Genomic DNA, 26,577 nt, shown 5'->3' with positions numbered 1-26,577 from the left:
TTCCGACTTCGGGTTTTACCCACTTCTGGCGGGAGCATTAGGCTGAACTGCTGTGGAACCGGTATACGGCACTGTCATCCAGATCGCCCGCCTGATATTTCGCATACAGGGTCTCAAGATCACCGTGACCGGGGTGGAAAACCTGCCGACCAGCGGCGGCGCCGTCGTCGCGATCAACCACACCGGCTACCTCGACTTCATGCTGGCGGGCCTGCCTTTCTATCAGCAGGGTCTGCATCGCAAAGTGCGGTTCATGGCCAAGCAGGAGGTGTTCGACCACAAGATCACCGGCCCGATCATGCGTTCGCTGCGCCACATCCCGGTGGATCGAGCCAGCGGCGGCGCTTCCTTTGACGCGGCGGTCGAGAAGCTCAAGGCCGGCGAGCTGGTGGGCGTCTATCCCGAGGCGACGATCAGCCGCAGCTTCGAGATCAAGGAATTCAAAACCGGCGCCGCCCGCATGGCGATCGAGGCCGGCGTCCCGATTCTTCCGCACATCGTCTGGGGTGCGCAGCGCGTGTGGACCAAGGGGCACCCGAAGAAGTTGGTTCGTCCGAAGGTGCCGATCCAGGTGGTGGTCGGCGAACCGATCCAGCCGACCCTGCCGGTCGGTGAGCTGAGTGCCCTGCTGCATTCCCGGATGCAGCACCTGCTTGTCCAGGCGCAGGAACAGTACGGGCCGCATCCGGCGGGCGAGTTCTGGGTGCCCCGCCGGTTGGGCGGTGGCGCGCCCTCGCTGGCCGAAGCCGCGCAGATGGACGCGGAGGAGGCGGCGATGAAGGCGGCGTTGCGCGCCGAGCGGGCCAATCCCGCCCGAGCACCGGAGCAGTGACCCGTGGCGGAGCCGATTTACCGCGCCTGTGAAGAGCTGGCCAAGTTGCTGGTGCTGGCGACCGGAACGCAGATCACCTACGTCGGGGAAGCGAACATCCCCGAACGCGGGGGTGCCGTTATCGCCATCAATCACACCAGCTACGTCGACTTTCTCCCGGCTGGGTTGATCATGCGCCGCCGACACCGCCGGCTGAGGTACATGCTCAAAGCAGAGATGCAGCGGGTGAAGATCGTCAACTTTCTGATCAAGAAGAACGGGGCCATTCCCGTCGACCGCAGTTCGGGCGCGGATGCCTACGTTCATGCGGTGCAGGCGCTACGGGACGGCGAGTTGGTCGCGGTCTATCCCGAGGCCACCATCAGCCGTAGCTTCGAACTCAAGGATTTCAAGACAGGCGCGGCGCGGATGGCCATCGAAGCGGACGTTCCGATCGTTCCGCTGATTGTCTGGGGTGCACAGCGGATCTGGACCAAGGACCATCCACGTCAACTGGGCCGCAAGAAGATACCGGTGACGGTGGCGGCGGGTCCGCCGTTTCGGGCCGCCGACGGCATCGCGGCGACCAACCAAGTGCTGCGTGACGCGATGAACGCACTCCTGCACCGCGTGCAGGAGAGCTATCCGACGGAGGCCGGCGCGTGGTGGGTGCCCCGCCGGCTCGGTGGCAGTGCCCCCACGCTGGAGGAGGCGGCTCAGTTGGACGCAGCCGAGTTGGTTAGCCGTTCACAGCATCATTCAAGGTCGGGGGAAGGATAATCAGGTTATGGCGGAGCCGTTTTTCCGATTCATGGAATTTTTTGTTCCATCGGTAGTTGCGCTGAACGGGAACAAGATCACCTACGAGGGCCTCGAGCACATTCCTAGCAGCGGCGGCGCCCTGATCACCCTGAATCACACCAGCTACGTGGACTGGATTCCCGCCTCGCTGGCCGCGTTGGAGCGCAAGCGGCGGCTGCGGTTCATGATCAAGGCCGAAATGCAGGACGTCAAAGCCGTCAACTACGTGATCAAGCACACCCAGCTCATCCCGGTCGACCGCTCGCTGGGCCACGAGGCGTACGCCGTTGCGGTGCAACGGCTACGCGAGGGCGAAATCGTCGGGTTGCATCCGGAGGCAACGATCAGTCGCAGTTACGAATTACGCGAATTCAAAACCGGTGCCGCGCGGATGGCGATGGAGGCGCGGGTGCCGATCATCCCGATGATTGTTTGGGGGGCACACCGGATTTGGCCTAAAGACCACCCGAAAAAGCTGTTCCGCAACAAGGTTCCGATCGCGGTGAAAATCGGAGCCCCGATGTGGCCGCAGGGCGACATCGAAACGTTCAACGGAGCCTTGCGCGACGTGATGAACAGGATGCTCTACCAGGTGCAGGAGGAATACCCGCATCCGCCGGGAGAGTATTGGGTGCCGCGGCGGCTGGGCGGAAGCGCGCCGACCCCCGAGGAGTCCAGAGAATTCCGTATCGCTGAACTGGCGGAGCGGATGCAGAAGCGCGGGTACGACGGCGTGAGCAGACCCAAGCCCGATCGAGGTAGTTCGCGCTGACAACATCAAACGCGTCGCCGGCCAAGAGGCCGGCCCTCATCGCCTGCGACGTCGACGGCACTTTGTTCAATGACGACGAAACCGTCTCCCCACGTACCCGGGCCGCGGTGCGCGCCGCGGTCGCCGGTGGCGCCCAATTCGTCCTGGCCACTGGCCGGCCGCCGCGCTGGATCCGGCCGGTCGTCGAGGAACTCGGCTTCGCGCCAATGGCGGTGTGCGCCAACGGCGCCGTCATCTACGACCCGGCCACCGACAGGGTGGTGTCGGCGCGCACGCTGTCTGTCGACGCCCTGGCGCAGTTGGCGGAGATCGCGACGCGTGTGATACCCGGCGCCGGGCTGGCCGTCGAGCGGATCGGCGAACGGGCGCACGACACCGCGTCCCCACAGTTCGTCAGCTCACCGGGCTACGAGCACGCGTGGCTCAATCCGGACAACACCGAGGTCTCCGTCGAGGACTTGCTCAGCGCGCCGGCGATCAAGCTGCTGATCCGAAAAGCAGGCGCGGACAGCGCCGATATGGCGGCCGAACTGAGCGGGCATATCGGCACCGAGGGCGACCTGACCTATTCGACCAACAACGGCTTGATCGAGATCGTGCCGCGCGGCATCAGCAAAGCCACCGGTGTCCGCGAGGTCGCTGATCCGTTGGGCATTCCGGACGCGGACGTGGTGGCGTTCGGCGATATGCCCAATGACGTGCCGATGCTGCTGTGGGCGGGTCGGGGGGTGGCGATGGCCAATGCGCACCCCGCCGCACTCGCCGCCGCCGACGAGGTCACGGCCACCAACAGCGAGGACGGCGTCGCACGGGTTCTGGAGCGGTGGTGGCGTTAGGCACGCAGCCGATGCTGATATGGGAGACTGCCCGCGTGCGTGATGTCGCCGCGCACGGCCCGAATCGACCGGAGGACAGCTAGTGGGGGACGACGAAGACCCACCAGGCAAGGGCGGGTCTGAGGAGAGCGCATCGAGCGAACAACCAGACGCTCAACCGCCCCAGTCGGGGGATGAGACACCGGAGGGGCTCAAGCCGTCGGATGAGCCGTCGGAGGGGCCGAGGATATCGCAGCCGTGGAAGTCGGCCGAGCAAGATAGGCGGGCCAGACCCACCGAGTCCCGCCCGCCGGGAACCCCCGGCAGTGTCAAGTTCCAGGACGCGGAGACGACCAAGCCCCGTCCGCCGACCCCGGCCGAGCTGCGGGCACGCAGGAAGTTCGAGGAGAAGCAGCGCGCATTTGAGGAGGCGCGGCGCGCGGCGGAGGAGAAGCGCCGCAAGCAGAAGCGGGTCCTGATGGGCTCGGCGGCCGCGGTCGGCGTGGTCGGTTTGGTGGCGGCCTTCGGGTATTGGCTGTTTTCGCCGGACCATGTCACCGCGCAATGTGTGCAGGACGATCCCAATGGCCAACCGGTGGTCGTCCCGGACAGCTACTGCAGCGGGCACACCGCGGGCATGAACGGGTTCTTCTTCTGGGGCGGGCACCAGTACCGCTACTACTACGGCAGCAGGGGTTCGGTCGGCCAGCGACCGATCGGCGGAACCACCGCTCGTCCTCCCGGTGCGCACATCACCACCAAGTCGGGCACCACGATTCAGCGGGGTGGCTTCGGCGGAGGCGGGGGCAAGGGGAGCAGCGGCTCGTGAGGCGCGGCAGGACGACCCCGCGGCCGAATTGGCAGTCGATCGTCGAATCGCAAGGGTTGGTGTATGGCACGCCGGCGCGTGATGCGAGCGGCGCAGCCCGGCCGTACTGGGACGAGTCGGTGTACTACGAGTTCGAGATGGACGAGATCCTGGCCCTCGAAGCCGACGTCGAGCTGCTTCATTCGATGTGCCTGAACGCGGTCGAGCAAGTGGTGCTGATGGAGCGGTACGCGGATTTCGGTCTGCCGGAATGGAGTTGGCCCGCGATCGCCGAATCGTGGCGGCGCTCCGACCCGCATGTCTATGGTCGCTTCGACCTGCGTTACGACGGGCGACGCCCGGCGGTGCTGCTGGAGTACAACGCAGATACGCCGACGACTTTGTTGGAAGCCGCGATCGTGCAATGGTATTGGCTCAAAGACAAGTTCCCCGATGACGACCAGTGGAACTCGTTGCACGAACAACTGGTTGACCGGTGGAAGGTCGTGGGCGACCAATTGCCCACCAACCAGCTGCACCTGAGTTGGTCGGGCGTGGAACACACTGGTGAGGACCAGATTACGACGACCTATATGCAGGAGACCGCGGCCGAAGCCGGCTTCGAGACCATCGGCCTGATGATCGAGGACATCGGCTGGGACAACGCCCTGGAACGGTTCGTCGACCTAGAAGAGGCGCCGATCCACGCGATCTTCAAGCTGTATCCCTGGGAGTGGGTGCTCGACGACGAGTTCGGCAAGTACGCAATGTCGAGTCTGCCGCAGACGATGTGGATCGAGCCGCTGTGGAAGACACTGCTTTCCAACAAGGCGATCTTGGCGATCTTGTGGGAGATGTACCCCGGACATCCAAATCTGTTGCCCGCCTACCTGGATGACCCGCACGAGTTGACCGAATACGTGCGCAAGCCGAAGCTCGGCCGCGAGGGAGCGAACGTCACCATCGTGGGTGCCGGCCTGGAGACGGCGACCGGGGGCGTCTACGGCGAAGAGGGTTTCGTCTACCAATTGTTGGATCCCTTACCGGAATTCGACGGAATGCGACCCGCGCTGGGTGCCTGGATCGTCGGCGATTCGTCCGCCGGTTTGGGTATCCGCGAGACGGCAGGTTTGATCACCGACGACGGCGCAGCTTTCGTCCCACACCGAATCCCTTTGAAGTGAACGGAGATCATCGATGACGTCAACCGTCGTGGCGCTGGCGCCGGAATATTGGAGTCACCTCGGCCGCGGGGTCAGTGCCATCGTCTTGTACGCGATCCTCGGGCTGGTGCTGTTGATCGTCGGTTTCTATGCCATCGACTGGACCACGCCCGGGCATCTGCGCCGATTGGTCAGCGCCGGAAATCCGAACGCCATCATCGTGACCGCCGCCGGGATGGTCAGCATGGCGCTGATCGTGGTGCTGGCCATCTACTCGGCGTCGGGCCGATTGGTCGAGGGACTGCTGGCGGCGGCGGTCTACGGGTTGGTCGGGATCGCCGCACAGGTTGCCATGATGCGGATCGCGACGTTGGTGCTCGGCATCGACGTCGACACGTTGTTCCACGCTGAGGAGTACCGCCACGAGTCGCGCATCGTGGCGGCAGCGCAGGTCGCCCTGGGGCTCGTGGTCGCCGTCGCGATCCTGTGAGGGTTGTTGTTACGCCGTCGGTGTGATGGCTAGCGCCAACTGCTGAGGTATGTAGTTGACCAGCAGCGGGACGAGCCCCATGAAGGGTGTGCCGAAGACGGTGACTTCCAATGGATTTGGTTGTGGGAAAGGCGATGGGGGGTTATAGCCGGGGAAGGTGATCGTCGCGGTGACCGGGTGGGACGGAACGAGAATCCCGTCGAACGGCAAGTGCAGGGTGATCAACATTTCCGTTGGTAGGAGTGGTGGGGTGAGGCCCGTTGCCACCGGTATCGCCGCGTCCAAGGTGGTGGCGGTGTTGAGGTAGCCGTTCAGCGTGTTCGCCGGAAGATCGATGAGCGCGCCCAGTGCGCCCAAGCCGTTGCCGGCCCACAAGGCCTGCTGGATCGACTCCAGGCCGGTGGCGAACGCATTCAGGCCGGCGAACGGCGCACCAACGACCGCATAGGAGAGGACCAACGGCATCCCGAAGAAGGCGCTGAGGGTTCCGGCGGCGAAGTCGGGGAATGAAACTGGCGGGATCGGCGGTGGAAATATCACCTGCGTCGGCGGCACGTACAGTTCCGCCTCGATGCTCGGGGTCGTGGACACGACGAGCATGTTGGTCAGGTTCTGCGACATCTGCCGGAGGATGGGCACCGACGTCAGGTTCGTCAGATACTGCATGTCTTGCCCGGCGATGTCGATCAGGTTGAAGAAATCTGCCAGCGGCCCGAGCGGCACGGGTTTGGCAATGGCGAGAACCGAGTCGTTGCCCGGTGTAGTCACCACGACGTTGCTCGTGTCGAACCCGGTGACCAGCAGGTTCGCGGTGGCCTGACCGAGGGTGGCCACCGACGCGTTGAAGTCGCCCGCGAACAACTGCTGGATTGACGTGTGAACCCCGGTGCTGAATGCGGGCAGTCCGTTCCACAGGCCGGTCATCATCTGGTTGAACGTCTGGTGGGCGGCGTGGGCGAAGGCGAACTGCTGGCGGATGAACTGCTCGGTGTACTGCGCGAACGGGAAGGTGACGAGCCCCTGGATGCCGGTCTCGATGGCCGACGGCAGATTGGCCAGGTTCTGGGGGAAGTTCTCGATGAAGCTGCGAACTCCGTAGGAGATCATCTGCGAGTAGCGCAGCCAGTTGCCGCCGACCGCCTGGAGCAACGGGAACGGATATGCCTCCCAGGCGGCGAAGAGCGCCCGCAGGTTGGTAGAGGTGTTTTCGAAGAGCCGCACGTAGGCGCCGCCGGTGGCGGTCTCCGCGGTGGCCAGGCCGCCGCCGTTGAGGAACGTCTGGACGTGCCCGGTCACCGCGCTCGCCAGGGTCTGACTGGCGTTGGCGATCTCGGCGTTGACGTATGCGGCCGCCCCGCCGTTCAGCAACCGGACGAATTCGGCATGGAAGTTGGCCGCTTGGTTGTTGACGGCTTGAAACTCCTCGCCGAAGGTGCTTAACAGCCGCGAAATTGCCACCGACACCTCGTCGGCGGCGGCCGTGGTGATGCCGGTGGTGGGGCCCGCGGCGGCAGCGGCTGCCTCCTGCAGCGTCGAGCCGATACCGGCTAGATTCCCGGCCGCAGCCGTGACTGCCTCCGGCGCTGTGACCACGAACGACATGGCCCTGTCCTCCTGACGGTCTTTTTGACGACACTGATAGCCAAGGCAAATGGAGCGTAGTCGCGCGCGGCCCATCCGCGCCGGAGAATGAGGGTCTCGTTTCCTAATTGCCGCATTAGTGTTCGCGCAGCGGACTTTCCGAACCGGCAGACGATCTTGTGAGTCTTTTTGTTAGGGGTTGCGGTTCGGTGGCGAGCGCGAGTTGCTCCTCCCATGAACGGCGTGCCGAAGCGGCGGACGGTAGCGGGGATTCCCGGCCGGCGGATCGTCGCGGTCATAGGGTGCGGCGGAATGAGGATCCTGTCGAAGGCGGTCCGCAGCGGTGGCTGCCGCGGGCGCTGTGACCACGAACGACATGGCGTGGGCTCCTGTTCACCAGCCTTTCGTTAACGGGACTGTTGTCACACCCCAGACGTACAATTCGAACATGAGTTCGAGTAGTTCCGAGGCGTTTGCGGAGGCGTTCGCGTCACTGCAGCAGGCGGTCTCGGCGGTGCTCGACGTGTGCCCGGATGCGTTGAGCGGGCGGGAAACCATGACGTATCTGGAGGCGTTGCTCACCGAAGTGCGCCGCCTGCCGGTGGCGCGACATGCGTTGATCAACCACCTGCGCACCCAAGTGGGCGAGGAGGAGTTGGGCGGCAAACTGCCGCGGGTACTGGCCAACCGGCTGCGCATCACCCGCGGCGAAGCCAACCGCTTCATCGCCGAAGCCGCCGACCTGGGACCGCGCCGCGCGATGAGCGGGCAACCCTTGGAACCGCTGTTGCCGGCCACCGCCGCAGCCCAACGCCAGGGCCACCTCGATGAATCCCACATCCGGGTCATCAGAAAGTTCTTCGCCCACCTACCCGCCAGCGTCGATGTGGACACCTGCACCAAAGCCGACCGCGACCTGGCGAAGTTGGGCGGCGACTACCGCCCCGACCAACTGGAAAAACTCGCCCAGAAAACCCTGGACACCATCAACCCCGACGGCGACTACACCGAAGAACAACAACGCGCCCGCAAACGCTGCCTGATCATCGGCAAACAAGGCCCCGACAAAATGTCGCCGATCAGCGGCTACCTGAGCCCCGAAGCCCGCGCCACCGTCGAAACCGTGCTGGCCAAACTCGCCGCCCCCGGCATGTGCAACAACGCCGAGGAAAAGCCCTGTGTGGACGGCACCCCCTCCCAAGACGCCATCCAAGGTGATAAGCGCAGCGCCGCCCAACGCAACCACGACGGACTGCTGGCCGGGCTACGCGCCCTGCTGGCCAGCGGCGACCTCGGCCAGCACAACGGACTGCCGGCCACCATCATCATCGCCACCACCCTGAACGACCTCGAAGCCGCCGCCGGCTGCGGCCTCACCGGCGGCGGCACCCTGCTGCCCATGAACGACGTGATCCGCCTGGCCCGCCACGCCCACCACTACCTGGCGGTCTTCGACAACGGCAAAGCCATCGCCTTGCAGCACACCAAACGGCTGGCCTCACCCGGCCAACGCATCGTGCTCTACGGCAAAGAACACGGCTGCTCAGCCCTGGGCTGCGAAGTCAGCGGCTACTACGCCGAAGTCCACCACGTCACCCCCTGGGCGCAATGCCACACCACCGACGTCAACGACCTCACCTTCGCCTGCGGCCCCGACCACCGCCTCCTCGACAAAGGCTGGACCACCCGCAAAAACGCCAACAACGACACCGAATGGATCCCCCCACCCCAACTCGACCACGGCCAACCCCGCACCAACACCTTCCACCACCCAGGCAAGCTGCTTGGTGGACAAAATGATGACGGACCCGATTGACCAGCGGTGTATCGTTCGGATTTGTCGAGCCCGTCTCCGGGAGGTGCGAACAGCCGTGTCGCAACGCGAAGATGTCCACATCCCATCCGATGATGAGCGGCTCGCGGCTTACGTATATCGCCCTGAGGGCGCGAACCGAAGACTGCCCTGCGTGGTGATGGCGCACGGTTTCTCGGGAACCCGAGACGACGGTTTACCCGCCTACGCCGAGGCGTTCCGCGCTGCAGGTTATGCGGTCGTCCTTTTCGACTACCGCCACTTTGGTGCATCCAGCGGCCAGCCGCGTCAACTGCTCGACATTGACCGCCAGATCGCTGACTACCGGGCGGTCGTGGAGTGGGCACGTCAGCTCGACGAAGTCGATCCGGAACGAATTGTGCTGTGGGGCACCTCATTTAGCGGAGGTCATGTGCTGGAGGTGGCCGCGACAGATCCCCGTATCGCTGCGGTGATCGCCCAGGTGCCGTTCACTGACGGGATTCCCACCCTGATGGCCTCGCGCAGGTGGGTGCCGCTGAAGAATGTCGTCCGGCTTGTCGTGGCGGGCCTGCGGGATCAGGTCGCCGCCTGGCGCGGCCGTCCGCCCCATCTCGTGCCTGCCTTTGGCGACCCCGGCACGCTTGCAGCGATAACCGCACCCGACGCGAAACTGCATTTCGAGGCGCTGGTATCGCCGAAAGGGTTGTGGCGCAACGAAGTTTCAGCTGCCGTGACGCTGCGGCTCAGCCTGCGGCGTCCAGGACTCAAGGCGTCGCGGCTGGCGATGCCGCTACTGGTGTGCGTATCTGACAGCGACTCGATCACGCCCGCCGCGCCCGCCGTCAAGGCCGCACAACGCGCCCCGCGGGGTGAACTCCGGCGTTACGCCTGTACCCATTTTGAGCTCTATCTCGACGCCCAGGTCAAGGCCGACGAAATCGATTTCCTTCAGCGCGCCGTCCCAGGAGTCGTCGCGCCCAGCTGATGCAAGGCGCAACCCTGCTGCACCAGAAATAGCGTGTTGACGGTCCCGGTGTAATGGATCCCCCCACCCCAACTCGACCACGGCGAACCCCGCACCAACACCTTCCACCACCCACAAGAACTCCTACATACGGCGACGACGACGAAATCCCCTAGCCGCGAACCGCTTTCTGAGGCACGGCGCCGCCAGGCGAGCGTCACCAACCGCACCGGCATGATCGCCGGGAGAGACTCGATCGTCAGCGCCGATTGAGCCGCAACGGCACGGACACCGGCCCGCGCAACGACGGCGTGGTGCTCCACCGCACCGGCCCCGCCAGTTCGAGACTGTCGACCTCATCGAGCAGGCAGTCGACGGCCGTCGCCGCCTCAAGCCGGGCGAGATGAGCGCCCATACAGAAGTGCAGCCCGTGACCGAACGCGACGTGTCCGGTGGTCTCGCGATGGACGTCGAAGCGGTCGGGCTCATGGAATTTGGCGGGATCACGGTTGGCCGAGCCGTAGAACAGCAAGACCTTTGCGCCGCTGGGAATTACCGTGTCGCCGGCGTGGTAGTCGGTGATCGCCGTTCTGGCTGCCCACTGAACCGGCGAGCCCCAGCGTGCGGTTTCCTCGACCGCGGCGGGGAGCAGGCTGCGGTCGGCTTTGAGCTCGGCGAACAACTCCGGATCCTCAGCGAGCCTGACGAGGAGCATCCCCAACAGGTTTGTGGTCGTCTCGTTGCCGGCCACCAGCAGTACCAGAACGTAGAGGAAGGCCTCCTGCTCGGTGAGTTCACCGGACATCGTTGCCGCCTGCAGGCGAGTCAACAGATCGTCTGCGGGATGCGTTGCGCGGCGGCGCATTTCCGCGTCCGAAAAGCAGCGCAGGCGCAGGTATGCCTGCATGGCATTGCCCATCAAACGCACCATGCCGGACAAGGATTGGGGGCCGAAGATCTGTGCGAACTTTTCCGAGACCGCGCGAAATCCCGGCCACTGCTCGCGGGGGATTCCGAGAATTCTGGCGATCACGTTGATCGGCATGGGAACGGTGAGCGCCGGAACCATATCGACGACATTGCCGGCGTTCAGGCCCGTGATCGCCTCATGGGCCAACTCGCGGATGTCGGTCGTCCAGGTCTGGACGGCCCGCTTGTTGAACATCGGAGCGACGACGTGCCGCAACCGGGTGTGATCCGGGGGATCGGCGAAGACCACCATGTTGGCCACGAAAGAACGCAGCATCACGCCGTCTCGCGACGAGAGTTTGTCGTTGGCGCGGATGGCGGCGTGCACGTCGTCGTAGCGGCCGAGCATCCACACGCCCAACCGCTCATTGACCACCACGGGGTGCTCACGAATCCGCTGAAAATCGGGATACGGGTCCGGGATGTTCCGGGCCAGCGTGGGGTCGAATGTCGTGCGCGGCAGCGTCGCGGGTGCTGAGCGCGGATGCGGCCGACGCAGATCGCGGTACCCGCCGGTCGCCACCGGACGCCAGATATCGCCTACGGAACTGCGCGCCGCCGAGACGAGGGCCCGCGGCGGAGGCTTGAGCAGATCGGTCGCCACGCCGAAAACGCTAGGGCCTGGTCCGCGTCCTGGGAATAGCCGATCGTGCCTGTCCCGCGTTGATGCTGCGGTTTGGGCGGTGGTTACTCGCACTTTGTCGCCCTGGGCGCAGAGTCAATGTGGCGGCGGGGTGCCAGACCCCTGAGCTCCTAGCCGCGCAATGCCTTCGGCGGCACGGTGCAGGCGATCAGCGATGCGGCGTCAATGGTGCGGGGCTGATAGGGAAGCGTCGCCAACCGGGCGGACATGGTCGCCACGGGATCATCGAGTGGTCCGGACACTCCAGACAGAAACGCCCACTCGTGCTCGTCGCTACCGAAATAGACGACGTTGTCGAAGGTTTCGTGAAATCGCCGCCACGACCGGTGCAGCGTCTCGTTGCGCCACAACGTCGGACACCCGGCCTGCCCGACGACCACCTGGCCGATCTTGCGGCACCTTTCCAGGAACCCGACGTCGTAAAGCCGGTTGTGTTGGGCGGGTTCGCTGCGCTCGTCGGGCAGGTCGACCACGACGACGTCGTACGACACGGTGGACCGATCCACAAAGTCCCAGCCGTCGCGGTAGTGCACCGACACCGGGCCGAGACCTTTTTCCGCCCTTCGCAATTCGTCGACGCTGTAGCCATACGGCAGGTGCTCCGCGCAGAGCCGAACCGCTTCGCGATCGATGTCGACGTGGTCGACGTGTGTGGCTCCGGCGGCTACCGCCAGTTGACTCACCACGCCTTCCCCGGAGCCGATCACCAGCACCCGTTCCAGCTTGTCCGCCAGCAGCAGCGCCGGCACCAGCAGCGCTTCGTGGTAGACGAGCTGGCTGAACTCGGTGCTCTGCCGCTCGCCATCGCTGAACAACGCGATGCCCTGCTCGGTCCGGCCGATCACCAGATGCTGGAACTCGGTGCGCACCTCGCACACCACCTCGGACAGGCGCCAATTGCGAGTCAGGCCCCGCCCGAGCGGCTCCACTATCTCTCGGGCCGTTGGCGCCGCAGTGTCACCGAAATACGTTGGCAACGGCGCGAATCCGTTGAACTCCGTCGATGCGTAGCTGGCCGTGTACGCGCCGGCCGCCTCGATCTGAACACGGTCGCCGGACCGCAGCGTCACCGGCAATGGATAGCGTTGGTACAGCACATCGTCGCCGTCGCAGGTCGGGCCGGCAACGACGGCGTCGGCAACGGGATCGGCGTCGCGGTCGGTGCGCAGCCGGTATCGGATGTACTCGTTCTCGGTCTCGGCGAGCCCGCCGTAGCGCCCGATGTCGAGGTATACCCAACGCCGCCCGTCGGTGCCGGAGCGCACCCCGACCACCTCGGAATGGATCGTCCCGGCCGAACCGACAACTGCCCGGCCGGGTTCGATCACCAGGCGTGGCAAGCCATCACCAAAATGGCGCGCCAGCGCGGCAGCGATCGCGTCGGCAACGGCCGACAGGTCCGGCACCGCATCCGCGTAGGCAACGGGGAATCCGCCGCCGAGGTTGATCGTGGTGAGGTCACCCACCTGATCGAAGACCTCCGCTGCACAACGTATTCCGAGCTCCCACGCCGCCGGGTCAAGCTGCTGGGAGCCGACGTGGAAGCACACGCCCTCGGGGCGCAGCCCCAGGCTTCGCGCGCCCTCCAGCAGCGCCGCGGCGTCACCGGGATCGCAGCCGAACTTGTGGCCGAAGGGCGTGACGGACGACGGAAACGCCGGTGCGATACGGCATTCCACGCTCGCGCCGGGCGCGTGCTCGGCCAGCGCGGCGGCGCCGTCCGCGGTGTCGAACGAGAACCGCCGCACCCCGCGGGCATATGCCATCCGCACCGCCGACGCCTTCTTGATGGTGTTGCCAAAGGTCAGCAGCCCGCCGTCGATGCCGGCGGCACCGCATGCGTCGATCTCGCCGAGCGAGGCGACGTCGAACTCGGCGCCCTCGGCCGCGAGCAGCGACAAGACCTCCCGGGCGGGGTTCGCCTTCACCGCGTAGCGGATCCGTGCGTGCGGCAACAGGCCCTGCAACGCGACGAAGTTCTCGCGCACCCGCTCGAGGTCGATCGTCAGATACGGCGTCTCGGGCACACGACGCAGACTAGCGCCAGCGGCCAGTTGACTCAGGGTTCCGGATTCGTCGGCGGCGTGAAGTGCTCGGCCGGCACCGTCGAACCGGCGGGCGGTTGGGTGGCCACCGGCGTGCTGATCCCGTCGACGACCGCGAAGACGTTGCCGGTGAGCCGCTCGAAGTTCAGCGTCCCGTGCTGGAAGTTCTGGGCGATGTACAGCGGCTCCTGGAACTCGGCGCCGGTCGGCAACCCGAGCGGGCCGCGTTCGTAGCCCAGCGACGCCCAGGCGTCATAGATCGCGCCGGTGATGGGTTGCGGGCCGGTCGCCGGCGACCAGTACATCGCGCCCTTGGCGAAGGTCACGAACACGGCGCCGCCCTCCGCGTCGCCCTCCGGGGATGTGGGCGGGCCCAGATAGCTCTTCATTCCGCCCATTTCCTGCCAGTGCTGGTAGATCGCGCCACCCTCCAGCGCTTTGATCAGCTCTGGCGGCGGATCGTTGACATGCGCCGCGATTTCGCGGATCTCGTCCATCAGTCCGTAGGCGGCATTGCCAGGACAGTGGGTGTTGCTGACGTCGCGGTGCGAGAAGATCGTCGGCAACTTGGCCACCGCACCGGCCGGGAACACGGTGTAGGAACTGCCCGCCGATTGCAGGTCCACCTCGCCCTTGGGGTCGATGTCGTTGAGACCTAGCCGCCAGCCGAGCAGCCGGCCGACGGCACGCAGCTGGACCGGCGTGGGTGGCATGTCGTCGAAATTGCCGAGCATCGCCACACCCCAGGTGTCGCGGTTGAAGCCGCCGGTGTGGAAGGCCTCGACCGCCTTGGTCAGCCCGCCGGCGCTGCCCTCGAACACCTGGCCGTACTTGTCGACCAGCGCGTTGTAGGCGATGTCGCACCAGCCCAGCGTCTTGCTGTGATACGTGTAAATCGCCTTGACGATCCCGGCCGATTCCAGCGGCGAGTAGTCGTTGCTGCCCGCGGTGTGGTGCACGACGGCGGCGCGTATTCCCGGGTCGTATTGCGGGGTTCCGCAGCGCAGTGACTCGTCGGCGCCCCATTCCGCTCGGCTGATGATCGGCGGCGCCTGGCCCGGCATGGTCACCCCGGTGGGGGGTGTCCAGTGGATTTCGGACGGCGCCAGCGGCGGCGGGGTGATGAGGATGGCGGAAAGGTTCTGCCCGAAGGGCTGTTCCTTGCTGGCGGGACGGTAACCGAGGCCGCCATGCGCGGAGTCGTGCGCGGACGGCCCGGGCGGTGCCTGGGTCACTGGAGCGTCGGCCGGTCGGGTCACCGCGATCTGCACGGTCGTGGTGCTACCGACGAACACCGGAGAGGTGCCCCGGGGCCCCTCGGAGCCGCCGTCGGCGCCCGTGCCCTCGAGCGATGCGGTCTCGTACTCGGCCTGGTACCAGGGTCCCCACGAGCCGTCCGGGCGCTTCGCGCGCACCCGGGTGGAAGTGCCGGACAGGTCACCGGTGAGCGCGACCAGGGAGAACGGGGTGTCCTGGGTGAGTTCGCGGACGGTCTCGCCGCCACCTAGCCCGACCAGCGGCTGCTCGCTGAGCCTGGTGTCTTGGTTCGTCGTCGGCCGCGCGTGGTTGCTCCCGAAGAGCGGGCTGTGCAGCATCCCCGAGACGATGACCACCGTTGTCGCGACAGCGGTGAGCAGCATCGTCGGTGCGCGGCTACGGGAGAGCACCAGGCGATGTTACTTCTGTGCCTAATGTTTCATATGAGACGACACGGCATTAGTGGGACGAAACATGTCGACGACACCGCAGAGGATTAGGTGCTGGGCGGGCGGCCGAGCGTGACTTCTGCGGTGCCGTCAGGTGACAGGTCGTTGGAGTTGTTAGGTGACCGGGATGAGATCTGTCGGGGCGGGAGCCGCGGGAACCGCCGCCGCAGCGGCCGGGACACCGGGTACCGCGGGTGCGCCGGGAACCGCCGGCAGTGCGGGCGCGCCGGGGATGGCCGGTGCGGCGCCTGCCGGAGCGGCTCCGCCGGCGTTCTGGATGCCCTGCATCATCGCCGGCATGACCAGGCCCTTGATCAGGTCGATCGCCTGCGTGGCGCCCAACTGGTTCGCCAACTGCATGACGTCGTTGACGAGTCCGCCGCCGCCGCTACTGCCGCCACCAGTGCCGGTGGGGGTCACCGGGTAAAGGCCGGTGCCGGCGCCCAATGACGGGTCGCCCAGGATCGGGTACGTGCCGTCGACGCCGGGGTCCAGTCCGACCGGAGTGGTGATGGGCACCTCGCCGACGCCGGTGGCGGCACCGGGGGCAATTCCGACCGGGCTGGTCAGCGCGGGGTTGACTCCGGTGGCCGGCACGCCCGCGGCGGGCAGGCCGGTGGTGGGCAGGCCCGTCGTCGGCGACAGCGTGGCGCCCGGCGTCCCGAGCGCTCCGGTCGGGTCCGTCGGGGGCAGGCCGGGGCTGGTCAGGCCCGGGCTGGCGAGCCCGGGGGTCGTCCCCAGTCCGGGGGTCGTCCCCAGTCCGGGGGTGGCGCCGAGGCCGGGGCTGACACCCAGGCCAGGGCTGGTGCCCAGGCCGGGAGTGGTGCCCAGTCCGGTGGTTCCGGTCGTGCCGAGTGCGGGCACGGGAGGAATGTTGATGCCGAACTGCGACAGCCCCTGCGAGAGCGCCCCGATCAGCTCGTTCGGCAGGTCAGCGATGTTGGCGGCCTGCTTGAACTCGTGGTGCTCCACCGGCTTGTTGGCCGCGGTCGCTTCGTAGACGAGGAAGTATGCACACGGACTTGCGACTGCCAGGGCTGCGACCGCGCTCATGGCTTTCGAAAGCTTGCGTCGGCGTCGGTTCGGCACGAAAGTCTCCTAAGCATTTGAAATTACAGATGTGGCGTCAACTCAAACCCACAGGATCGATGGTACGAGTGAGATTCTTGTGACTAGAGTGGCGAGATCGAATCGTGAGGCAATCGCTACGCGAGCGGTTCATAAGCGTGACGTGTGATGAACCTCGCGCGGGACGTCGCCGCAAGCGGGTTTTGGCAGCAAGGTCAGATACCCTAGGCAACCGATGACCGCTCGCTTTGACCTCTATGTCGTCGGCTCCGGATTTTTCGGCCTGACCGTCGCCGAGCGCGTTGCCACCCAACTCGGCAAGCGTGTGCTCGTCGTTGAGCGGCGACCGCACATCGGTGGCAACGCGTATTCCGAACCCGAGCCGCAAACCGGCATCGAGGTCCACAAATACGGCGCCCACCTGTTCCATACCTCTAATAAGAGAGTGTGGGACTACGTGCGGCAGTTCACCGAGTTCACCGGGTACCAGCACCGGGTCTACGCCATGCACAACGGGCAGGCCTACCAGTTCCCGATGGGCCTGGGGCTGGTCTCGCAGTTCTTCGGCCGATACTTCTCCCCCGACGAGGCGCGCAAGCTCATCGCCGAACAGGCCGCTGAGATCGAGACCGCCGACGCGCAGAACCTCGAAGAAAAGGCCATCTCGCTGATCGGGCGGCCGCTCTACGAAGCGTTCGTCAAGGGTTACACCGCCAAGCAGTGGCAGACCGACCCCAAAGAACTGCCGGCGGCCAACATCACCCGGCTGCCCGTCCGCTACACCTTCGACAACCGCTACTTCAACGACACCTACGAGGGCCTGCCGGTCCACGGCTACACCGCCTGGCTGGAGAACATGGCCGCCGACGAGCGCATCGAGGTGCGGCTGAACACGGACTGGTTCGAGGTTCGCGACGAACTGCGCGCCGCCAACCCCGACGCACCCGTCGTGTACACCGGGCCGTTGGACCGCTACTTCGACTACGCCGAGGGGCGGCTGGGCTGGCGCACGTTGGACTTCGAACTGGAAGTGCTCCCGACCGGGGACTTTCAGGGCACTCCGGTGATGAACTACAACGACTTGGACGTGCCCTACACCCGCATCCACGAGTTCCGCCACTTCCACCCCGAGCGCAGCTACCCGACCGACAAGACGGTCATCATGCGCGAGTACTCCCGTTTCGCCAACGACGACGACGAGCCCTACTATCCGATCAACACCGAAGGCGACCGTGCGCTGCTGGCCGCATATCGGGCCAGGGCCAAGGCCGAGACGGCGTCCGCAAAGGTCCTGTTCGGCGGCCGTCTGGGTACATATCAATACCTGGATATGCACATGGCCATCGCCAGCGCCTTGAACATGTACGACAACGTCCTTGCGCCGCATCTGCGCGATGGCGTGCCGCTAACGGCGCCGGATGGGCCGCCTCCTCCTCAGGCCGCTGCGCGGCCTGCATCGTCACCGACCGGAGAATCTTCCTGATGACTGCCGTAAGCCTGCTCTCCCGAATAATCCTGCCGCGGCCCGGCGAACCCCTCGACGTACGCAAGCTGTATCTGGAGGAGTCGACCACCAACGCGCGGCGGGCGCACGCCACCAGTCGCACGTCGTTGGAGATCGGCAGGGAATCCGAAGTTTCGTTCGCGACGTACTTCAACGCGTTCCCGGCCAGCTATTGGCGCCGCTGGTCGATCTGCGAGTCCGTGGTGCTGCGCGTCGAACTGTCCGGCTCCGGCCGGGTGGATCTCTACCGGACCAAGGCCACCGGGGCGCGAATTTCCATCGGGGGCCGCAGCTTTGATGGCACAGACGCGCCCGCGACGGTCGAGGTCGAGGTGCCGTTGAAGCCGTTCGAAGACGGCGGCTGGATCTGGTTCGACATCACCACCGACACCGACGTCACCCTGCACAGCGGCGGCTGGTACGCCCCCATCCCGGCGCCGGGGCAGGCCAATGTCGCCGTCGGCATCCCGACGTTCAACCGGCCCGCGGACTGCGCCAACGCGCTGCTCGCGCTCACCGACGACCCGTTGGTGGACGAGGTGATCGGCGCGGTGATCGTGCCCGACCAGGGCACCCGCAAGGTGCGCGACCACCCGGACTTCCCAGTGGCGGCCGCGCGGCTGGGCAACCGGCTCTCCATCCACGACCAACCCAACCTGGGTGGCTCCGGCGGCTACAGCCGGGTCATGTACGAAGCGCTGAAAAACACCGACTGCCAACAGATCCTGTTCATGGACGACGACATCCGCATCGAGCCGGACTCGATCCTGCGGGTGCTCGCGCTGAGTCGGTTCGCCAAGACCCCGATGCTGGTGGGCGGCCAGATGCTCAACCTGCAGGAGCCGTCACACCTGCACATCATGGGCGAGGTCGTGGACCGGTCCAACTTCATGTGGACCGCGGCGCCGCACGCCGAATACGACCACGACTTCGCTGAATATCCGCTCAACGACAAAGACGAGAAGAGCAAACTCCTGCACCGCCGCATCGACGTCGACTACAACGGCTGGTGGACGTGCATGATCCCGCGCCAGGTGGCCGAGGAGCTGGGCCAGCCGCTGCCGCTGTTCATCAAGTGGGACGACGCCGACTACGGGCTGCGGGCCGCCGAACACGGCTACCCCACCGCCACGCTGCCCGGCGCGGCGATCTGGCACATGGCCTGGAGCGACAAGGACGACGCCATCGACTGGCAGGCCTACTTCCACCTGCGCAACCGGCTGGTGGTCGCGGCGATGCACTGGGACGGCGACGTCCGCGGCCTGGTCCGCAGCCACCTCAAGGCGACCCTGAAACACCTTGCCTGCCTTGAATATTCGACGGTGGCGATTCAGAACCGGGCCATCGACGACTTCCTGGCCGGACCGGAGCACATCTTCTCCATCCTGGAATCCGGGTTGCCCGAGGTGCATCGACTGCGCAAGGAGTACCCCGACGCGGTAGTGCTGCCGGCGGCGACCGAGCTGCCGCCACCATCGAACCGGGTGAGAGAGATGAAGCCGCCGGTGAATCCGGTGTCGATCGGCTACCGGCTGGCCCGGGGGATCCTGCACAACCTCAAGGCCGCCGACCCGGCCGCCCACGAGCGTCCCGAGTACAACGTGCCGACGCAGGACGCGCGGTGGTTCCGGCTGTGCACCGTCGACGGCGTGACCGTCACCACCGCCGACGGGTGCGGGGTGGTCTACCGGCAGCGTGACCGGGCCAAGATGTTCTCGTTGTTGTTCGCGTCGCTGCGTCGCCAGCGCCAGCTGTTGCGTCGATTCGACGAGATGCGCAAGACGTACCGGGACGCGCTGCCCGTGCTGTCCAGCAAGCAGAAGTGGGAGTCGGTGCTGCTACCGGCGGGCGACGCGGCAGCAAAGCATGGCTGACGCCGAGTCGTTAGATCCGACAGGGGAGCCGCCGCGCGGCGAAATCGCCGCGATGGTGGCCGTCCAGTCGGCGCTGGCCGGGCGACCCGGGGTGTTGCCCGCGGCGCGGGCGCTGTCGCACTTCGGCGAACACAGCCTGGGCTGGGTCATCGTGTCGCTGTTGGGCGCGGTCGCCGCGCCGCGCCGCCATGGCTCCCGACGGGACTGGATAGTGGCCGCGGTAGGCGCTTTCGCCGCGCATGCGGCAGCGGTCGTGGTCAAACGGGTGGTGCGCCGCCAACGGCCAAGCCATCCCGCCGTCGCCGTCAATGTCGGGGTGCCCAGTCAGCTGAGCTTTCCGTCAGCACACGCCACCTCCACCACCGCCGCCGCCATCCTGCTGGGCAGGGCAACCGGATTGCCGCTGGCGCCGGTCCTGGTGCCGCCGATGGCGCTGTCGCGAATACTTGCCGGGGTGCACTACCCGAGTGACGTGGCCGCAGGTGTGGCGCTCGGCGCAGCCGTGGCGGGCGCTGTCGTGCGCGTGGATAACGGTCTGCAGGGACGTCGGCAAGGAGGTACGGCCCGTTGAGTGAAGACCTGGCTACCCCCGTGACCGGACCGCCGACGAACCTGGTCGCCGGGGTCATCAAGGCGATCCGTCCGCGGCAGTGGGTCAAGAACGTGCTGGTGTTGGCGGCGCCGCTGAGCGCGGCGGGCCGCGGTGCGCAGTACGACCTCACCCGCCTGGCGCTCCAGGTCGGGGTGGCCTTCGTGGTGTTCAGCCTGGCCGCCTCCTGCATCTACCTGATCAACGACGTACGCGACGTCGAGGCCGACCGCGAACACCCGACCAAGCGCTATCGCCCGATCGCGGCCGGCGTGGTGCCCGAGTGGCTCGCGTACGTCCTGGCGGCGGTGCTCGGCGTGGCATCGCTGGCCGTGTCCTGGTGGTTGACGCCGCACCTGGCCGTGGTGATGGCCGTCTACCTCGCCATGCAGCTGGCATATTGCTTCGGCCTCAAACATCAAGCGGTGATGGACATCTGCGTTGTGTCGTCGGCGTACCTGCTGCGGGCGATCGCCGGGGGCGCGGCCACCAACACCCAGCTATCCCAATGGTTTTTGCTGACGGCGGCGTTCGCGTCGCTGTTCATGGTCGCCGGCAAACGCTACGCCGAGCTGCAGCTCGCCGAGCGCACCGGCGCGGCGATCCGCAAGTCGCTCGAAAGCTACACGAGCACATACCTGCGCTTCGTCTGGACGCTCTCGGCCACCGCTGTGGTGGTCTGCTACGGGCTGTGGGCCTTCGACCGTGACCAGGGCTCGGCGGGTTGGTTCGCCGTATCGATGGTCCCGTTCACCATCGCCATCCTGCGGTACGCCGTCGACGTCGACGGTGGGCTGGCCGGTGAACCTGAGGACATCGCGTTGCGCGACCGGGTCCTGCAGCTGCTGGCGTTGGCGTGGATCGGGACCGTCGGTGCTGCTGTTGCCTTCGGCTAGCGAGAGATTCAAGGCGTTGCAGCTTCGTGGGCTGGCGTCCACGAAGCTCGCTCGGCCTGCGGTCAAACTGACCCGGCCGGCGTTCCCGTACGACAAGACGGTCCGGATCAGCCTGTGGGTCAGCGTGGCCGTGGTCGCGGCGCTGTTCGGTTGGGGTGCTTGGCAACGTCGCTGGATCGCCGACGACGGGCTGATCGTGCTGCGCACGGTGCGCAACCTGCTGGCCGGCAACGGGCCGGTGTTCAACCAGGGGGAGCGGGTCGAGGCGAACACGTCGACGATCTGGACCTACCTGCTGTACGTGCTCAGCTGGGTGGCCGAACCGATGCGCCTGGAGTATGTGGCGCTGGCCGCCGCGCTGGTGCTTTCGGTGCTCGGCGTCGCGTTCCTCATGTTGGGGACGGGCCGGCTGTACGCGCCCAGCCTGCGCGGTCGGCAGGCGATCATGCTGCCGGCCGGCGCCCTGGTGTACATCGCGGTGCCGCCGGCCCGCGACTTCGCCACCTCCGGCCTGGAGAGTGGGTTGGTGCTGGCCTACCTGGGCCTGTTGTGGTGGATGCTGGTGTGCTGGTCGCAGGCGTTGCGGGCGCGTCCGGACAGCCGGGCGTTCATCGGCACGCTGGCCTTCGTGGCCGGCTGTAGCGTGCTGGTCCGCCCCGAACTGGCGCTGATCGGCGGGGGCGCGCTGGTCATGATGCTGATCGCGGCGCGCACCTGGCGGCGACGGTTGCTCATCGTCGCCGCCGGTGGCTTCCTGCCGGTCGCCTACCAGATCTTCCGGATGGGCTACTACGCGCTGCTGGTGCCCGGTACCGCCTTGGCCAAGGACGCCGCCGGCGACAAATGGTCGCAGGGTTGGACCTACCTGTTGAACTTCAACGGGCCCTATTGGCTGTGGGTGCCGGTCGTCCTGTTGGTGCCGCTGGGCGTCGTGCTGATGCTGGCGCGGCGACGGCCGTCGTACATTCGTCCCACGCTGGCGCCCGGATACGGCCGGGTGGCGCGGGCGGTCCAGAGCCCGCCGGCAGTTGTGGGCTTCATGTTGGTCAGCGGGTTGCTGCAGGCGCTCTACTGGATTCGGCAGGGTGGCGACTTCATGCACGGCCGGGTGCTGCTGGCGCCGCTGTTCTGCCTGTTGGCGCCGGTCGCGGTCATTCCGGTGATGATTCCCGACGGCAAGGACTTTTCCCGCCGGACCGGTTACTGGGTGCTCGGAGGAGTGACCGCGCTCTGGCTGGCGGTGGCGGGCTGGTCGCTGTGGGCGGCGAACTCGTCGGGCATGGGTGACGACGCCACCCACGTCAGCTACGCCGGGATCGTCGACGAGCGGCGCTTCTACGCGCAGGCCACCGGGCATGCGCATCCGCTGACCGCCGCCGACTACCTCGACTACCCGCGGATGGCCGCGATATTGGTCGCCATCGACAACACCCCGGAGGGCGCGCTGTTGCTGCCGTCGGGCAACTACACCCAGTGGGATCTGGTGCCGATGATCCCGCCCGGTAGCGCCCCGGGCATTCCGCCGGACCAAAAGCCTCAGCACGCAGTGTTTTTCACCAACTTGGGGATGGTCGGCATGAACGTCGGGCTCGACGTCAAGGTGATCGACCAGATCGGGTTGGCCAACCCGCTGGCCGCACACACCGAGCGGCTCAAACACGGCCGCATCGGCCACGACAAGAACCTCTTCCCGGACTGGGTGATCGCCGACGGCCCGTGGGTGAAGTGGTATCCGGGTGTACCGGGCTACCTGGACCCGCAGTGGGTCGCCCAGGCGGAGGCAGCGCTGCAGTGCCCCGAAACTCGGGCCGTGCTGAATTCGGTTCGCGCGCCGCTGACGTTGCGCCGGTTCGTGTCGAACGTGCTGCACTCCTACGCGTTCACCAAGTACCGGATCGACCGGGTGCCGCTGTTTGAACTGGCCCGATGCGGCCTTCCGGTGCCGGATGTGCCGCCCGCGCCGCCGCGCGGGGATTGACCGCTGATGCAGCACAAGTCCGGGTGCCAATCCGGTACCAGAGCAGCCGAATGCGCCCAAAGTGTGACGCGCGCCTCACTTTTGACAGGAACATCACAACAACATCACGCGAGCCGATGGCGCCGAGCCGCAGGCACTTGCGGAAATGTGGTTTCCGGCAGCCTGTTTCAAAACCGGCGAACGGCCCGGATTTCCGCCCGCGGCGCGCTTGCGGGGTCCGTTCGGGGTGAGCGTGCGCACGAAGGTGTGGTTGACTACACGAGCACTGCTGCGCCCTGCGCATGCAGTCCTACCTATTCAGGAAGCGCCCAGAACTTCAGGATGCGCCTAAAAGATGAGGATGAGGAAGCAAGGATGAAGTTTGTTGACAGGTTTCGCCGGGCCGTGACAGGTATGCCACGCCGGCTCGTGGTGGGTGCCGTTGGTGCGGCCCTGCTGTCGGGGCTGGTTGGTGTCGTCGGCGGTACGGCGACCGCGGGGGCATTCTCGCGGCCGGGCCTGCCGGTGGAGTACCTGCAGGTGCCCTCGGCGGCGATGGGCCGTGAAATCAAGGTCCAGTTCCAAAGCGGAGGTGCCAACTCGCCCGCGCTCTACCTGCTCGACGGCATGCGCGCGCAGGAGGACTTCAACGGCTGGGACATCAACACCCCTGCTTTCGAGTGGTACCTGCAGTCGGGCATCTCGGTCGTCATGCCGGTCGGTGGCCAGTCCAGCTTCTACAGCGACTGGTACCGGCCCGCCTGTGGCAAGGCGGGTTGCACCACCTACAAGTGGGAGACCTTCCTGACCAGCGAGCTGCCGGCCTACCTGGCCTCCACCAAGCAGGTCAAGCCGACCGGCGGCGCCGCGGTGGGTCTGTCGATGGCGGGTTCGTCGGCGCTGATCCTGGCGGCCGACCACCCCGGTCAGTTCATCTACGCCGGCTCGCTGTCGGCTCTGCTCGACCCGTCCCAGGCGATGGGTCCGTCGCTGATCGGCCTGGCCATGGGTGACGCCGGCGGCTTCAAGAGCGAGGACATGTGGGGCCCGAAGGACGACCCGGCCTGGGCGCGCAACGACCCGACGCTGCAGGTTGGCAAGCTCGTCGCCAACAACACCCGCCTGTGGGTGTACTGCGGTGACGGCAAGCCGTCCGACCTCGGTGGCAACAACCTGCCCGCCAAGTTCCTGGAGGGCTTTGTGCGGACCAGCAACCTGAAGTTCCAGGACGCGTACAACGCCGCTGGTGGTCACAACGCGGTGTTCAACTTCGACGCCAACGGCACGCACAGCTGGGAGTACTGGGGTGCGCAGCTCAACGCCATGAAGCCGGACCTGCAGGCCACGCTGGGTGCGACCCCCGGCGCCGGCCCGGCGACCGCTACCGCTGCTGGGAACTCCGGCAACTAGTCACCGACTAGTTCGAGAAAGAACCGCTACTAATGGCGGCGGCCCACCTGGGCCGCCGCCATTAGTTATTCGCTTGTTAGCGCCCCTTTATCGAATCGATAGCAGTGTGGTTAGCTTCTTTTCGGGCCGTACCTGTGCCGCTAGTACGCGTGAAACACGATGGAGGTGGACATGAGGGGTCTGTCGGTGCTGCTACGGCTGCTCTGCGTTGCCGTGCTGGCAGTCGCGTTCGGCGGTGTGCTGGCGGGGAGTCCGGCGAGTCCGGTAGGAACCGCCAATGCCGCCCCCTTCGAGACCCTGATGGTTCCGTCGGGAGCGATGGGCCGCGACATACCCGTACAGTTCCTGGCCGGCGGACCCCATGCGGTCTACCTCCTCGACGCCTGCGACGCCGCCCCGGACGTCAGCAACTGGGCCACCGCGGGCAACGCGTTCAACACGCTGGCCGGCAAGGGCATCTCGGTGGTCGCACCGGCCGGTGGCGCCTTCAGCATGTACACCAACTGGGAGCAGGACGGCAGCAAGCAGTGGGACACCTTCCTGTCCAGTGAGCTGCCCGACTGGCTGGCAGCCAACAAGGGCCTGGCACCCGGCGGCCACGCCGCAGTCGGCGCCGCACAGGGCGGCTACGGCGCCATGGCGCTGGCGGCGTTCCACCCCGACCGGTTCGGCTTCGCCGGCTCGTTGTCCGGCTTCCTCTACCCGTCGAACACCTTCACCAACGGCGCGATCCTGGCCGGGTTGCAGCAGTACGGCGGAGTGGACGGCAACGGGATGTGGGGTGCTCCGCAGTTGGGCCGGTGGAAATGGCACGACCCGTGGGTGCACGCCGCACTGCTGGCGCAGAACAACACCCGCGTGTGGGTGTGGAGCCCGACGAACCCCGGGGCCAGCAATCCCGCCGCCCTGATGGGTGCCGCCGCTGAGGCGATGGGCAACAGCAGGGCCTTCTACCAGCAGTACCGCAGCGTCGGCGGGCACAACGGGCACTTCGACTTCCCCGGCGGCGGCGACAACGGCTGGGGTTCGTGGTCCGGCCAGTTGGCGGCGATGTCCGGCGATATCGTCGGCGCCATCCGGTAGCGGAGCACCTTCTCGCACGGGCACGCTGCGCAGGCCCGCGTTGCGGCGCGCGGCCGAAATTCGATTGCCTCGGTGGAAGAATCGGACCGCCGATGCTTTGGTTACCGTCGTGAACAATGCCGGTGTAGGTGTCAAATCTGTCGACATTAATGCCGGAATCGTTTAATTCGAATTCGTTGATCGACCGCCTACCGACGTGGTTCGCTCACTGAATGCACCCGCAAACCGCTTGTCAGAGCGGTTGTTTCGATAGGCAAGTGTCAAATATCTGAAAATTCTTAGCACTCGACAAGAATGTTTCAGCGCGGCGAGTTGGTCGATACCGTTCTTCACGGAACGCGCGTCGACGACGTTTCAATATCCACTTTCACCGCAATCGCCAATCGTCGTGACCTATCGGGAGGTCGGACATGTCGTATGTAGTGGTACTGCCGCATGCGTTGGGAACAGCGGCCACCGAGTTGGCCGGCCTTGGTGCTGCGGTGAGCGGGGCCAATGCGGCTGCTGCCGCTCAAACGACGCAGGTGCTGGCCGCCGCTGCTGACGAGGTGTCGGCGGCTATTGCGGCGCTCTTTTCCGCTCATGGGCACAGCTACCAGGCGCTCAGCGCGCAGGCGGCATCGTTTCAGGCGCAGTTTGTGCGGGCGCTGGCGGCGGGTGCGGATGCTTACGGCGCTGCGGAGGCCGCGGGCGCTTCGCCGTTGCAGAGTGTGCTCGATGTGGTGAACGCGCCGGTGCAGGTGTTGACGGGGCGTGTGTTGATCGGCAATGGCGTTAATGGCGACAGATTTGACACCTACACCGGCATTGTTCACGACGGTAACCAAAGCATC

Annotated in this window: 22 protein-coding genes; 17 read left to right on the top strand and 5 right to left on the bottom strand. The window is 66.2% G+C overall.

Features of this window, described 5'->3' with window-relative positions; genetic code table 11:
* Window positions 1–52 precede the first annotated feature (52 nt).
* The 7 genes from BST27_RS22655 to BST27_RS22625 all read left to right on the top strand — a co-directional run bounded on the left by BST27_RS22655 (window position 53) and on the right by BST27_RS22625 (window position 5,660).
* Complete coding sequence (locus BST27_RS22655; protein ID WP_069422549.1) at window positions 53–832, top strand: lysophospholipid acyltransferase family protein; 780 nt, start codon at window positions 53–55, stop codon at window positions 830–832.
* A gap of 3 nt (window positions 833–835) precedes the next feature.
* Window positions 836–1,591, top strand: a complete 756-nt coding sequence (locus BST27_RS22650; protein WP_069422550.1) for a lysophospholipid acyltransferase family protein — start codon at window positions 836–838, stop codon at window positions 1,589–1,591.
* Window positions 1,592–1,598: 7 nt separating this feature from the next.
* On the top strand, window positions 1,599–2,384 hold the full coding sequence (locus BST27_RS22645; protein WP_069422551.1) for a lysophospholipid acyltransferase family protein: 786 nt from the start codon (window positions 1,599–1,601) through the stop codon (window positions 2,382–2,384).
* Window positions 2,381–3,220, top strand: a complete 840-nt coding sequence (locus BST27_RS22640) for a Cof-type HAD-IIB family hydrolase (RefSeq protein WP_079220163.1) — start codon at window positions 2,381–2,383, stop codon at window positions 3,218–3,220. The genes BST27_RS22645 and BST27_RS22640 overlap by 4 nt, the downstream gene beginning before the upstream one ends.
* A gap of 82 nt (window positions 3,221–3,302) precedes the next feature.
* A complete protein-coding gene (locus tag BST27_RS33945) occupies window positions 3,303–4,028 on the top strand; it encodes a hypothetical protein (protein WP_232007473.1) in 726 nt (241 codons plus the stop codon).
* Window positions 4,025–5,191, top strand: coding sequence for a glutathionylspermidine synthase family protein (locus BST27_RS22630; RefSeq protein WP_069422553.1), 1,167 nt, complete (start codon window positions 4,025–4,027; stop codon window positions 5,189–5,191). The genes BST27_RS33945 and BST27_RS22630 overlap by 4 nt, the downstream gene beginning before the upstream one ends.
* Window positions 5,192–5,204: 13 nt before the next feature.
* The gene (locus BST27_RS22625) at window positions 5,205–5,660 is read left to right on the top strand and encodes a DUF350 domain-containing protein (protein WP_069422554.1); all 456 of its coding nucleotides are present in this window, start codon (window positions 5,205–5,207) and stop codon (window positions 5,658–5,660) included.
* 9 nt (window positions 5,661–5,669) lie between these two features.
* On the opposite strand, the gene BST27_RS22620 is transcribed toward BST27_RS22625, so the two are convergent.
* The gene (locus BST27_RS22620; protein WP_069422555.1) at window positions 5,670–7,262 is read right to left on the bottom strand and encodes a PE family protein; all 1,593 of its coding nucleotides are present in this window, start codon (window positions 7,260–7,262) and stop codon (window positions 5,670–5,672) included.
* A gap of 427 nt (window positions 7,263–7,689) precedes the next feature.
* Here BST27_RS22620 and BST27_RS22615 point away from each other — a divergent pair, with 427 nt between their 5' ends.
* Together BST27_RS22615 and BST27_RS22610 are read left to right on the top strand one after the other, a co-directional pair.
* A complete protein-coding gene (locus BST27_RS22615; protein WP_083148638.1) occupies window positions 7,690–9,057 on the top strand; it encodes an HNH endonuclease signature motif containing protein in 1,368 nt (455 codons plus the stop codon).
* A gap of 55 nt (window positions 9,058–9,112) precedes the next feature.
* Window positions 9,113–10,021: an alpha/beta hydrolase gene (locus tag BST27_RS22610; RefSeq protein ID WP_069422383.1), complete on the top strand. Its 909-nt coding sequence runs from the start codon at window positions 9,113–9,115 to the stop codon at window positions 10,019–10,021.
* A 238-nt stretch (window positions 10,022–10,259) separates the two neighbouring features.
* Here BST27_RS22610 and BST27_RS22600 read toward each other — a convergent pair whose 3' ends face one another.
* From BST27_RS22600 to BST27_RS22580, 4 genes are all read right to left on the bottom strand, one after another.
* Window positions 10,260–11,573 (bottom strand): cytochrome P450, encoded by a 1,314-nt coding sequence (locus tag BST27_RS22600; protein WP_139805308.1) that lies wholly within the window; start codon window positions 11,571–11,573, stop codon window positions 10,260–10,262.
* A gap of 149 nt (window positions 11,574–11,722) precedes the next feature.
* On the bottom strand, window positions 11,723–13,639 hold the full coding sequence (locus BST27_RS33940; RefSeq protein WP_232007461.1) for a spermine/spermidine synthase domain-containing protein: 1,917 nt from the start codon (window positions 13,637–13,639) through the stop codon (window positions 11,723–11,725).
* Between the two features lie 32 nt (window positions 13,640–13,671).
* Complete coding sequence (locus BST27_RS22585; protein ID WP_197518217.1) at window positions 13,672–15,324, bottom strand: LGFP repeat-containing protein; 1,653 nt, start codon at window positions 15,322–15,324, stop codon at window positions 13,672–13,674.
* Between the two features lie 153 nt (window positions 15,325–15,477).
* Window positions 15,478–16,452, bottom strand: a complete 975-nt coding sequence (locus BST27_RS22580; protein WP_079220135.1) for a hypothetical protein — start codon at window positions 16,450–16,452, stop codon at window positions 15,478–15,480.
* Between the two features lie 214 nt (window positions 16,453–16,666).
* Here BST27_RS22580 and glf point away from each other — a divergent pair, with 214 nt between their 5' ends.
* From glf to BST27_RS22540, 8 genes are all read left to right on the top strand, one after another.
* On the top strand, window positions 16,667–17,914 hold the full coding sequence (glf, locus tag BST27_RS22575; RefSeq protein ID WP_069422380.1) for a UDP-galactopyranose mutase: 1,248 nt from the start codon (window positions 16,667–16,669) through the stop codon (window positions 17,912–17,914).
* The gene (locus BST27_RS22570; RefSeq protein WP_069422379.1) at window positions 17,914–19,809 is read left to right on the top strand and encodes a glycosyltransferase; all 1,896 of its coding nucleotides are present in this window, start codon (window positions 17,914–17,916) and stop codon (window positions 19,807–19,809) included. The genes glf and BST27_RS22570 overlap by 1 nt, the downstream gene beginning before the upstream one ends.
* Entirely contained in the window at window positions 19,802–20,380 is a 579-nt protein-coding gene (locus tag BST27_RS22565) for a phosphatase PAP2 family protein (protein ID WP_069422378.1), read from the top strand. Before BST27_RS22570 ends, BST27_RS22565 begins: the two co-directional genes overlap by 8 nt.
* Window positions 20,377–21,294 carry a decaprenyl-phosphate phosphoribosyltransferase gene (locus tag BST27_RS22560; RefSeq protein ID WP_069422377.1) on the top strand — a complete coding sequence of 306 codons (918 nt, stop codon included), beginning with the start codon at window positions 20,377–20,379 and terminating at the stop codon, window positions 21,292–21,294. Before BST27_RS22565 ends, BST27_RS22560 begins: the two co-directional genes overlap by 4 nt.
* A 16-nt stretch (window positions 21,295–21,310) precedes the next feature.
* Complete coding sequence (gene aftB, locus BST27_RS22555; protein WP_069422385.1) at window positions 21,311–23,272, top strand: terminal beta-(1->2)-arabinofuranosyltransferase; 1,962 nt, start codon at window positions 21,311–21,313, stop codon at window positions 23,270–23,272.
* A 354-nt stretch (window positions 23,273–23,626) separates the two neighbouring features.
* Window positions 23,627–24,661: a diacylglycerol acyltransferase/mycolyltransferase Ag85A gene (ag85A, locus tag BST27_RS22550; RefSeq protein ID WP_069422376.1), complete on the top strand. Its 1,035-nt coding sequence runs from the start codon at window positions 23,627–23,629 to the stop codon at window positions 24,659–24,661.
* Window positions 24,662–24,832: 171 nt separating this feature from the next.
* Window positions 24,833–25,744, top strand: a complete 912-nt coding sequence (locus BST27_RS22545; protein ID WP_069422384.1) for an esterase family protein — start codon at window positions 24,833–24,835, stop codon at window positions 25,742–25,744.
* A 410-nt stretch (window positions 25,745–26,154) separates the two neighbouring features.
* A partial coding sequence (locus BST27_RS22540) for a PE family protein (protein WP_139805307.1) occupies window positions 26,155–26,577 on the top strand: 423 nt, incomplete at its 3' end.

This window comes from Mycobacterium intermedium (assembly GCF_002086275.1).
GTDB classification, from domain to species: Bacteria; Actinomycetota; Actinomycetes; order Mycobacteriales; family Mycobacteriaceae; genus Mycobacterium; species Mycobacterium intermedium.
This window is presented reverse-complemented; position numbering and strand designations above follow the sequence as displayed.